Source organism: Marinifilum breve (assembly GCF_003202155.1).
In the GTDB taxonomy this organism is placed as follows: domain Bacteria; phylum Bacteroidota; class Bacteroidia; order Bacteroidales; family Marinifilaceae; genus Marinifilum; species Marinifilum breve.
The window spans coordinates 229,916-240,430 of sequence record NZ_QFLI01000009.1; the positions used below are offsets into that span (position 1 = coordinate 229,916).

General features: G+C 35.5%; 12 protein-coding genes. 9 read left to right on the top strand and 3 right to left on the bottom strand.

The window, feature by feature from the left end; translation table 11 throughout:
• Positions 1 to 116: 116 nt before the first annotated feature.
• Positions 117 to 320 carry an HTH domain-containing protein gene (locus tag DF185_RS18175; protein WP_165836068.1) on the bottom strand — a complete coding sequence of 68 codons (204 nt, stop codon included), beginning with the start codon at positions 318 to 320 and terminating at the stop codon, positions 117 to 119.
• A gap of 709 nt (positions 321 to 1,029) precedes the next feature.
• Between DF185_RS18175 and sufB the strand changes: the two genes are divergently transcribed.
• From sufB to queG, 7 genes are all read left to right on the top strand, one after another.
• On the top strand, positions 1,030 to 2,481 hold the full coding sequence (gene sufB / locus DF185_RS18180) for a Fe-S cluster assembly protein SufB (protein WP_110362287.1): 1,452 nt from the start codon (positions 1,030 to 1,032) through the stop codon (positions 2,479 to 2,481).
• Between the two features lie 111 nt (positions 2,482 to 2,592).
• Positions 2,593 to 3,345 (top strand): Fe-S cluster assembly ATPase SufC, encoded by a 753-nt coding sequence (sufC, locus tag DF185_RS18185; protein ID WP_110362289.1) that lies wholly within the window; start codon positions 2,593 to 2,595, stop codon positions 3,343 to 3,345.
• A 46-nt stretch (positions 3,346 to 3,391) separates the two neighbouring features.
• Entirely contained in the window at positions 3,392 to 4,753 is a 1,362-nt protein-coding gene (gene sufD, locus DF185_RS18190) for a Fe-S cluster assembly protein SufD (RefSeq protein WP_110362291.1), read from the top strand.
• Between the two features lie 61 nt (positions 4,754 to 4,814).
• Positions 4,815 to 6,038, top strand: a complete 1,224-nt coding sequence (locus DF185_RS18195; RefSeq protein ID WP_207784691.1) for a cysteine desulfurase — start codon at positions 4,815 to 4,817, stop codon at positions 6,036 to 6,038.
• A gap of 59 nt (positions 6,039 to 6,097) precedes the next feature.
• Positions 6,098 to 6,517, top strand: a complete 420-nt coding sequence (locus tag DF185_RS18200; protein ID WP_110362293.1) for a SufE family protein — start codon at positions 6,098 to 6,100, stop codon at positions 6,515 to 6,517.
• An 8-nt stretch (positions 6,518 to 6,525) separates the two neighbouring features.
• Complete coding sequence (locus DF185_RS18205) at positions 6,526 to 6,837, top strand: metal-sulfur cluster assembly factor (protein ID WP_110362295.1); 312 nt, start codon at positions 6,526 to 6,528, stop codon at positions 6,835 to 6,837.
• Positions 6,838 to 6,984: 147 nt separating this feature from the next.
• The gene (queG, locus tag DF185_RS18210) at positions 6,985 to 7,917 is read left to right on the top strand and encodes a tRNA epoxyqueuosine(34) reductase QueG (protein WP_110362309.1); all 933 of its coding nucleotides are present in this window, start codon (positions 6,985 to 6,987) and stop codon (positions 7,915 to 7,917) included.
• Between the two features lie 63 nt (positions 7,918 to 7,980).
• On the opposite strand, the gene DF185_RS23970 is transcribed toward queG, so the two are convergent.
• Complete coding sequence (locus DF185_RS23970) at positions 7,981 to 8,259, bottom strand: secondary thiamine-phosphate synthase enzyme YjbQ (RefSeq protein WP_262509998.1); 279 nt, start codon at positions 8,257 to 8,259, stop codon at positions 7,981 to 7,983.
• A 183-nt stretch (positions 8,260 to 8,442) separates the two neighbouring features.
• Here DF185_RS23970 and DF185_RS18220 point away from each other — a divergent pair, with 183 nt between their 5' ends.
• Positions 8,443 to 9,279: an alpha/beta hydrolase gene (locus DF185_RS18220; protein WP_110362297.1), complete on the top strand. Its 837-nt coding sequence runs from the start codon at positions 8,443 to 8,445 to the stop codon at positions 9,277 to 9,279.
• A gap of 7 nt (positions 9,280 to 9,286) precedes the next feature.
• Positions 9,287 to 10,276, top strand: coding sequence for a GSCFA domain-containing protein (locus DF185_RS18225; RefSeq protein ID WP_110362299.1), 990 nt, complete (start codon positions 9,287 to 9,289; stop codon positions 10,274 to 10,276).
• A gap of 15 nt (positions 10,277 to 10,291) precedes the next feature.
• Here DF185_RS18225 and DF185_RS23785 read toward each other — a convergent pair.
• On the bottom strand, positions 10,292 to 10,515 hold a 224-nt coding region (locus DF185_RS23785; RefSeq protein ID WP_207784692.1), incomplete at its 5' end, for a hypothetical protein.

Consider the following 10,515-nt stretch of genomic DNA (forward strand, 5'->3'; position numbering starts at 1 on the left):
TGTTATTTTTTATTCTCCTTCAATAAGAAGAACTATTTGAGTTTTGAATGCGCATTGTTTATAACTCGAGGACCAATTTATGAAAGCTCGTCGCCATTATTTGGCGGCGAGATTATTTAAAATTCTTCTGTTATGTATGATTGTTTTGTGCGCGAATAAATAATGGAGAAATGAGTTTCCTTTAAATTCTTTATTAAACGGGAAAGGCTCCGCTCTGAAATGTTTAATCTTTTAGCTAAATCTTTGGGTGTTCCAGTATTACCTTTTTTTATAATTTCTTTAAGGTATTCTGTTTTTTCTAATAATTCTAAATGTGTCATTTGGTTTTGATTAATTGGCATTTCTGTGATTTGTATTTATTAATTCCTTTTTTGTTAAAAAGGTAACCCTGTAAATGAAGAAAAAAACGAAAATTATAGTAATTTAGAATGTAAAGGTTGTTTTAAGATTTTTCTAAACACTATGTTTGGCTAGTGTTTAATAGGGATTGAGGGTAATGGATGTTTTTATTTTAATAAATAGTACTTATTATTCTAAATAAAATAGGTAAAAATGTTTACTAAGCTTTAGTTTGTTTATTTCAAGTATTCTTTTTTGAAAATCGATCATTAATATTTCAAAATATATCATTTTATGATCTTCAAGGAATAAACAAAAAATAGTTTTTAACTGTTTGTATATTACTAATACCCTTCAAGTACTTATGTGATTGAATTATGAAGGATTCAAAACTTTCTTTCGCAAACGTATCCAAACCGAAATTTTTACGTTTCAGTTAATAAGGACTTGGAAGTATTTTATTGCGGCATATCAGTAAGATATTTAAATACTTTCTTATATTTGCACTTGATTTCAGAAGGGCTTGAGGGGGATGTATCACAAATTCTTATTTGCTTTGCAGAAACTGCAGGTTTTTTTACGACCTAACAAAGAATAGCTTCGAGGAGAAAATTGAATCTTACTGATATGTAACCACTGCTAATTCCGCGTAAGCGAATGAAATCGGTCAGGATCTAATATTTTGGTATTATGGCGAAAGAAGAACAAGATAAAATATTGAATGAGGTTACCGAGAGCGAATACAAATATGGCTTTGTAACCGACATTGAGAACGATGACATCGGAAAAGGTCTGAATGAAGATATTATCCGCATGATTTCGGCTAAAAAGAAAGAGCCTAAGTTCATGCTTGATTTCAGGTTGAAAGCTTATCGTCATTGGAAAACAATGAAAATGCCAGAGTGGGCATATCTGGATATTCCTGAAATCGACTATCAGGATATCATTTACTATTCTACTCCCAAGCAAAAAGCAAAACTGGAGAGTATGGACGATGTTGATCCGGAAATTAGAGCTACTTTCGATAAGCTTGGTATTCCTTTGGATGAACAAAAGATACTTGCCAATGTTGCGGTGGATGTTGTAATGGACTCTTCATCGGTGAAAACAACTTTTAAAGAAGCTTTGGCCGAAAAAGGAATTATTTTCTGTTCGTTTAGCGAGGCAGTTCAAGATCACCCAGACTTGATTCAGGAATATATGGGAACTGTAGTTCCAATTCAGGATAACTTTTTTGCAGCTTTAAACTCGGCTGTATTCTCCGATGGTTCGTTTGTTTACATTCCTAAGGGGGTTCGTTGTCCAATGGAGTTGTCAACTTACTTCCGTATCAATGCTGAAAATACAGGTCAGTTCGAGAGAACTTTGATTGTTTGTGAAGAGGAATCATACGTAAGTTATTTGGAAGGTTGTACTGCTCCTATGCGTGACGAGAATCAGCTGCATGCTGCTATTGTTGAAATTATTGTGAAAGATAATGCAGAGGTGAAGTATTCAACTGTTCAGAACTGGTATCCTGGTGATAAGAACGGTAAAGGTGGTATTTACAACTTTGTAACCAAGCGTGGCATTTGCGAAGGGGTTAACTCTAAACTGATGTGGGCTCAGGTAGAGACTGGATCAGCTGTAACCTGGAAATATCCTTCAACTATCCTTAAGGGAGATGGTTCTTCAAGTGAATTCTATTCGGTTGCAGTAACCAATAATCACCAGCAGGCCGACACAGGTACTAAAATGATTCACATTGGTAACAACACCAAGTCTACCATTATCTCGAAAGGGATTTCGGCAGGTAAGAGTAACAACTCTTATCGTGGTTTGGTTAAGGTTTCTAAAAACTGTGAAGGGGCTCGTAACTTCTCGCAGTGTGATTCTTTGCTATTGGGTGATAAGTGTGGTGCACATACTTTCCCATATCTTGAAATTGGTAATCAATCGGCAAAGGTTGAGCATGAGGCTACAACTTCGAAAATTGGTGAAGACCAGATTTTCTATTGTAACCAGCGTGGTATCAATACCGAGGATGCAATTGGTTTGATCGTAAACGGATATGCAAAAGAGGTAATCAACAAAATGCCAATGGAGTTTGCTGTTGAAGCACAAAAATTGCTTCAAATCAGTTTGGAAGGCTCTGTAGGATAATATATATAGACTATTTGCTATTGCAAGTAGCCTTTCTGCCAGTGAATATGTAACTGGTAAATTAATGAAGTAGTAATTGGCCTTTCAATAGGCAAAAAGCTAAATATAGAAATGTTAAGCATTAAGAATTTACACGTTTCCATCGAAGGAAAAGATATCCTTAAAGGAATCAATCTGGATGTAAAGCCAGGTGAAGTTCACGCAATTATGGGACCTAATGGTGCCGGAAAAAGTACTCTTGCTTCAGTTTTGGCAGGTAGAGATTTGTTTAATGTAACAGAAGGAGAAGTTTCTTTTCAGGGAAAAGACCTTTTAGATATGGAACCTGAAGATCGTGCCAAAGAAGGTATTTTCTTAGGATTCCAATATCCAATCGAAATTCCTGGAGTTTCTACTGTGAACTTTATGAAGACTGCTGTGAACGAGCATCGAAAATACAAAGGATTAGACCCATTGTCGGCTTCTGATTTTTTAAAATTGATGCGTGAGAAAAAATCATTGGTTGAAATTGACTCGAAATTGACGAATCGTTCGGTAAACGAAGGTTTTTCAGGTGGAGAGAAGAAGAAGAATGAGATTTTCCAGATGGCAATGCTTGAACCAAAATTAGCTGTATTGGACGAAACCGATTCAGGTTTGGATATCGATGCTTTACGTGTTGTTGCAAACGGTGTGAACAAATTAAAGACTCGCGATAATGCAACAATTGTAATTACTCACTATCAGCGTTTGTTGGATTATATTGTACCTGATGTAGTTCACGTATTATACGATGGACGTATCGTAAAAACTGCAGGTAAAGAGTTGGCTCTTGAACTGGAAGAAAAAGGATACGACTGGATTAAAGAAGAGAACGGAAAATAGTTGATAGTAAAGAGTGGTGAAACACTCATTAAATAATTTGTCAGATATGGCCGATATTAATACAATAAATAAGGATTTCGCCGATTTGTTCAATCAAGGAAATGAATTGTTGTTAGAGGGTTCGTCGGATGTGATGAACGAAACTCGCAAGAATGCATTCCAGGATTTTGCAAAATTGGGCGTGCCTACTCGTGCCAACGAGAATTACAAGTATACCAACTTGATTCCGGCTTTCGATCATCCATACAATGTAAATCTAAGATATCAGCAAGTTGATGTTGATTTGAATGAGATTTTCCAGTGCGATGTGCCTGAATTGGATACCAATATGGTATTGTTGACAAATGGTTGGTACTACGGAAACAATAAAGAGTTAACTGAATTGCCAAAAGGAGTAATTGTTTGTGGTGTTCAGGAAGCTGCAGAAAAATATCCGGAAATATTTAATGCACACTATGGCAAATATGCCAAAACCGATGATGATGGATTGGTTGCATTAAATACAGCTTTGGCTAAGGATGGATTCTTTATTTATGTGCCCAAAGGTGTTGTGATCGAAAAACCGATACAGGTGGTAAACTTGCTTCGTTCGGATCGCGACCTAATGGCTACGCAAAGAAACTTAATTGTAGTTGAAGAAAATGCACAGGCAAAAATTATTGTTTGTGATCACACTTTAACTCATCACAAATATTTAACGAATTCGGTTACAGAGGTAAATGTTGCAAAAAATGCGATCTTCGATTTGTATACTTTGCAAAATCAGCATTTAAATTCTGTGATTCTGAATTCAACCTACATTCGTCAGGAAAGTAATTCAAACGTATTGTCGAATACCATTTCTCTATACGGAGGAACCATTCGTAACAACCATCATGTAATTTTAGATGAGGAGCATTGCGAGAACAATACTTTTGGTATGTACTTGATGGATAGAGATCAGCATGTAGATAACTTTACATCGATTGATCACGCGAAACCAAATTGTTTGAGTAACGAGCACTTTAAAGGTGTGATGGACGATCAGGCTTCTGGAGCTTTTGCAGGTAGAATCTTCGTAAGAAGAGATGCTCAGCAAACTCAGGCATACCAGTCGAACAACAACTTGTTGCTTTCTAATGATGCTGTGATCAACACCAAGCCACAATTGGTAATTGATGCTGATGATGTGAAATGTAGTCACGGTGCAACCGTAGGACAGATGGATGAGGATGCATTGTTCTATTTGCGTGCAAGAGGTATCGATGAGAAAGAAGCTCGTCAGATGTTGATGTTTGCTTTTGCTCACGAAATTATCGAGAAAATCAGAGTTGAGCCTTTGAAAGAAAGAATCGACGAATTGGTTGATAAAAGATTGCGTGGCGAAATCTCAAAATGTAATACTTGCGCAATAGCTTGCAATCACTAAAATAGCTAATGATATAGTAAAGACGTAGCATTGCTACGTCTCTACCATATAATAATATACAATGACGCTGGACATAAATAAAATACGTAAAGATTTTCCAATACTTCAGGAGAAAGTACATGGCAAAGATCTTGTGTACTTCGACAATGCTGCAACCACACAAAAACCTACACAGGTGATCGATGAAATGGTAAAGTATTATTACAAGTACAATTCAAATATTCATCGTGGAGTACATTACTTAAGTAACAAATCCACCGATGGAAATGAGAATGCAAGAAAGATTGTACAAAACTTTATTAATGCGGAACATCTTCACGAAATCATTTTTACTAGAGGAACAACTGAGTCTGTAAATTTAGTTGCCAATTCTTTTGCTGATAGATATATCGGCGAAGGTGATGAGGTGATTGTTTCTGAAATGGAGCATCATTCAAACATTGTTCCTTGGCAATTGGTTTGCGAAAAGAAAAAAGCAGTTCTGAAAGTACTTCCTTTTAATGATAATGGAGAGCTTTTAGTCGATCAGTTGGATGGAATGATTACTGATAGAACAAAGATTGTTGCAGTAAATCATATCTCAAATTCATTGGGAACCATTAATCCAATCCAGGAAATTATCGATATCGCTCATGCGAGAGGTGTTAAGGTTTTGGTAGATGCGGCTCAATCGGTGCAGCATTTGAAAATTAATGTTCAGGAATGGGATGTTGATTTCTTGGTTTTCTCTGGTCATAAATTGTATGGTCCAACCGGTATTGGTGTTTTGTATGGTAAGGAAAATTTGCTAAACGAGATGCCTCCATGGCAAGGTGGTGGTGAAATGATTAAGGAAGTTCGATTTGAAGGAACTACTTATAATGAATTGCCATTTAAGTTTGAAGCGGGTACTCCTAATTACATCGATGCGATTGGTTTAGGGGCTGCAATTGAATATGTAGAAAATATTGGTCTTGATAATATTGATGCATACGAACAAGAACTTTTGGCCTATGCTACCGAAAAGTTATCAAGCATCGATGGCTTAAAAATATATGGAACTGCCGAGCACAAAACATCTGTAATTTCTTTCCTGGTTGATGGAATTCACTTCTATGACATGGGAATGTTGTTGGATCAGATGGGAATTGCCGTTCGAACAGGAACACATTGTACAGAACCGGTAATGCAACATTTTGGTATCGACGGAACAGTTCGAGCTTCGTTTTCGTTCTATAACACGAAAGAAGAAATCGACGCCCTTTATAATGGTATCCTAAAAGTTTGCAAAATGTTTGTACATTAGTGCCATCAAAATCAAAAGAGGTATAAGTAATAACTCTTTGTTTAAGTATTATTATAGAGATGACAATAAACGAGATTCAGGAAGAAATTATTGAAGAGTTTGCAGGTTTCGAAGATTGGATGGACAAATATGCATATCTAATTGAGCTGGGAACCGATTTGCAAGGACTTGATGAACAGTATCAAACAGATCAGAACCTTATTAAAGGTTGTCAATCTAAGGTTTGGTTCAATGCAAGTTTAGAAGAAGGGAAAGTGAAGCTTGAAGCAGATAGTGATGCAATTATCGTAAAAGGGATTGCAGCCTTGTTAATTCGTGTATTCAATAACCAAAATCCTGAGGATATCATGAATGCTGATTTGAACTTTATTGACGAAATTGGTTTGAAACAGCATCTTTCACCAACCAGATCGAATGGTTTGGTATCAATGGTGAAGCAAATTAAGATGTACGGAATTGCTTTCAATCATGTAAAATAATATACAAGATGGGTAAAAAGGAAACAGAAAGTATAATCGTAGAGGTTTTAAAAACCATTTATGATCCAGAAATCCCAGTAAATATTTACGATTTGGGATTAATTTATGAGATCGATTTCTATGAAGAAGATGAGGTGAAGGTGTTGATGACTCTTACTGCTCCTAATTGTCCGATGGCTGATCAGATTTTAGAAGAAGTAAATGATAAAATTAAAGCCTTACCAATGATAGAGGATGTTACAGTTGTTCTTACATTCGATCCACCATGGGATAAGGATATGATGACCGAAGAAGCAAAACTCGAACTGGGTTTTCTTTAAAATATTTTCAAAGGGCTGTTTTTATAACGGTCCTTTTTTTTTGACTCACTATCTAATTTTATTGGGTACAGACGCACAGCCGTGCGTCTCTTCTGAAGAATAATGGAAGGCAAATCTGCATTTTTTTTAAATGAGTATATTCGCACTATGGATCTTACATTAACAGCAAAATCAAATCTTATTAAAACAAAAGCCCATGAGCTTGGTCTCGATCTTTGTGGAATTGTAAAAGCCGAATTTCTTGAAAATGAAAAAGAAAATTTTCTTTTATGGTTGGATAAGGGATATCATGGCGAAATGGGATACATGGCCAACAATATCGAGAAGCGTTTAGATCCACGATTGTTGGTTGAGAATACAAAATCCATTGTTGTTGTTGGATTAAATTATTACCCGAAAGAGCAACAAAAAGATGTCGAAGCACCTGTAATTGCAAAATATGCCTACGGAAAGGATTATCACTTTGTACTAAAGGACAGATTAAATCAGTTATTTGAGTATATCAACACAGAAATAGGTGAGGTATCAGGACGTGCTTTTGTTGATTCGGCCCCAGTTTTGGAACATGCATGGGCAAAAAGAGCTGGATTGGGTTGGATTGGAAAAAACTCATTGCTGATTAATCGAAAAATTGGTTCTTTTCTTTTTCTTGGCGAGCTTTTTTTAGATATCGAACTTGAATATGAAAATCCAACTTATGCCGATTTTTGTGGAGGATGCAATCGGTGCGTTCGATCTTGTCCAACAGGAGCAATCACAGAGCCATATGTTGTGAATGGAAGCAAGTGCATTTCTTATTATACCATCGAATTAAAAGGCGATATTCCGGTAGAGGCAAAAGAAAAAATTCAAAACAGAGTGTTTGGTTGCGATATTTGTCAGGATGTTTGTCCATGGAACAGAATGGCAAAACCTCATAGCGTACCAGATTTTGAACCAAATCCTGATTTGCTGAGCATGTCAAAAGAAGATTGGCAGAATATGGATGCTCATAAATTCGGAGAAATATTCCGAAATTCAGCTGTCAAAAGAACAAAATTTAAAGGGATAAAGAGAAATCTTGATTTTTTAGATCTGTAAACAACTTACAATAATACTTCTCTCTTTTCTTGGGCCATCAAATTCGCAAAAGAAAATGTTTTGTCAGGTTGATAATCCCATTTTACCATTAATAATAGGTATGCATTCACTAGGACCAACAATCCCAGCTTTCAAATGTGAATCACCATTGTTATCCTGAACATCATGTTCCCAAACACCAGAGGGAATTAACTTTTTTAATAGCGAAACTACATCGTTTTGCACCGATTCATCCCAGTTTTCCTGAATCATGATTGCAGCAGTTGCACCCTGTGCATATACATTTACAATGCCTGATTGAATACCACTTTCGGCCACAACTTTTTCAACTTGTGAGGTAATATCCTATAAGGCATTGTGCTTATCCGTTCGAATTATAATTTGTTTCTGCATTTTCTTTCTACATTTATATTTTAATTTTATATCACTTGTGATATAATGCCGATATACAATTTAAAGATCATTTAGAAACGAAGTGTAGTGAATGTCAATTAAATTGATAATCGGTATAAAATCATTTTCTCAATGCAGCATAATATATATCAGCTACAGGCTTTCGATAATAATCAACTTTTTGCACAGGAATTCCTCCCGGATAATGATGTAAAAGCTGTAATTGTTCTGGTGCATGGCATCGGAGAGCATAGTTCCAGGTATCACCATTGGGCTGAAAAATTTGTGAGTAAAGGAATTGCCATATTTACTTACGACCAACGAGGGCATGGATTATCTGAAGGGAAAAGGGGTGTAATTTCATCGTATGATGATTTTATGAATGATATCGATTTGGTTTTAAATACAGTAGAGCAGAAATATCCAAATCTACCATTGATATTATATGGACATAGTATGGGAGGAGGAGAGGTGTTGAATCACCTTCTTAAAAGAAATAACAAATATGTAGGTGTTATTTCGACTTCACCTTGGATCATTTCTCAGGCTTCTCCACCTAAAATTGTTATTCCATTGCTGAGATTTTTTAATCAATTGATTCCAAAATTTAGTATCAAAACAAAATTCGATTCAAGTTTATTATCGCACAATGCAGAAGTTTGTAGAAAGTACGATGAGGATGAGTTGGTTCATCATTGGATATCCTTTCGTTTGTTTGTTGAAGCATATGATGCTGGTTATTTTGTATACAACTCTGAAGAAAAAATTAATAAACCATTGTTGTTAATTCATGGCGATGAGGATGGAATTACAGATTCTGCTGCTAGTAAATATTTTGCAAATAAGAATCAGGAAAACTGTACCTTTAAATTATGGAGCAAAGCTTATCATGAATTACACAATGAAGCTTTTAATAGCGAAGTTTTCGAATACATTTGCGATTGGATATATAAACTGCTGAAGAAATAAAGATATCATGGATCAATTCAGAACAATTGTAGAAATACCTGAATCAGATTTTAAAATTTCCTATCATTCTAAAATTTTGATGTTGGGTTCGTGTTTTGTTGAAAATGTTGGAAAATTACTGGTTCAAAATAAATTCAACACTACCATAAATCCCTATGGAGTAATCTACAACCCAATTAGTGTAGGTAATAGTATACAACTGTTGATCGACAATAAGGAATTTACCGAAGATGATCTGAATTTCGCGAACGATTTATACTTTAGTTATTCTCACCATGGAAGTTTTTCATCAACATCTTCGGAAGAGTGTTTGAAGAGTATTAATACCCAAATGCAGTCTGCATCTTTGGATTTGGCTACCGCCGATGTTTTATTCATTACATTCGGTACTTCGTGGGTTTATGAATTAATCGATTCGGGTAAAATTGTATCCAATTGTCATAAGCAGTCGGCCAAATCCTTTAATCGTTATCGCCTGGAAGTAGATGAAATTGTTCGATTTTATAAAGATTTAATTTTATCCTTGTCCCTTTTTAATCCTCACTTGAAAATTGTTTTTACCCTTAGTCCAATTCGTCATTGGAAAGATGGTGCTCACGGAAATCAATTAAGCAAGTCAACCCTGCTTTTGGCGGTAGATCAATTGGTGCAATTGTTCGATCATGTTAGCTATTTTCCTTCTTATGAGATTGTGATGGATGAATTAAGAGATTACAGGTTTTATCATGAAGACATGATTCACATGAATTCCACTTCTGTAAATTATATTTGGTCTCGATTCTCTGATGTTTTCATGGATAAAGAGACTATGGATTATATGAAGAAAATTAGAAAAATGATTTCTGCCGCGGAACATCGTCCTTTTAATCCAGATTCTGAATCGCATCAAAAGTTTATTCAAAAAACCATTTCTGGAATGGAAATCCTTGAGAAACAATTGCCAAATCTGTCCTTTGATTTGGAAAGAAAGGTGATCCGAAAAAATCTTCAAAATTAAGTTGGACTTTCTCATCTAATTTTTGTAATTTGTTTTTCCCTTTCCACATAAAAAATAGCTACTGATTTTCAGGCAGCTATTTCTTTTTGTGAAAAAACTTAAAGTTTTGATTTGGAAAGTTGAGAAAGTATGCGTTATCTTTGCACCCGCTTTACAACGGTAGGGCGATAGAGAAAACATGATGAAAGAGGGTGGTTTTGCCACGATTTTTGCATGGTGTTTTTTCATTTTGAAATTTT

What these genes read in the sequence shown, in the direction of transcription:
- DF185_RS18195 (WP_207784691.1), top strand. Translation starts at nt 4,815, where the DNA reads ATGACGCTGGACATAAATAAAATACGTAAAGATTTTCCAATACTTCAG.
- sufC (WP_110362289.1), top strand. Translation starts at nt 2,593, where the DNA reads ATGTTAAGCATTAAGAATTTACACGTTTCCATCGAAGGAAAAGATATC.
- DF185_RS18220 (WP_110362297.1), top strand. Translation starts at nt 8,443, where the DNA reads ATGCAGCATAATATATATCAGCTACAGGCTTTCGATAATAATCAACTT.
- sufB (WP_110362287.1), top strand. Translation starts at nt 1,030, where the DNA reads ATGGCGAAAGAAGAACAAGATAAAATATTGAATGAGGTTACCGAGAGC.
- DF185_RS18205 (WP_110362295.1), top strand. Translation starts at nt 6,526, where the DNA reads ATGGGTAAAAAGGAAACAGAAAGTATAATCGTAGAGGTTTTAAAAACC.
- queG (WP_110362309.1), top strand. Translation starts at nt 6,985, where the DNA reads ATGGATCTTACATTAACAGCAAAATCAAATCTTATTAAAACAAAAGCC.
- DF185_RS18225 (WP_110362299.1), top strand. Translation starts at nt 9,287, where the DNA reads ATGGATCAATTCAGAACAATTGTAGAAATACCTGAATCAGATTTTAAA.
- DF185_RS18175 (WP_165836068.1), bottom strand. Translation starts at nt 320, where the DNA reads ATGACACATTTAGAATTATTAGAAAAAACAGAATACCTTAAAGAAATT.
- DF185_RS18200 (WP_110362293.1), top strand. Translation starts at nt 6,098, where the DNA reads ATGACAATAAACGAGATTCAGGAAGAAATTATTGAAGAGTTTGCAGGT.
- sufD (WP_110362291.1), top strand. Translation starts at nt 3,392, where the DNA reads ATGGCCGATATTAATACAATAAATAAGGATTTCGCCGATTTGTTCAAT.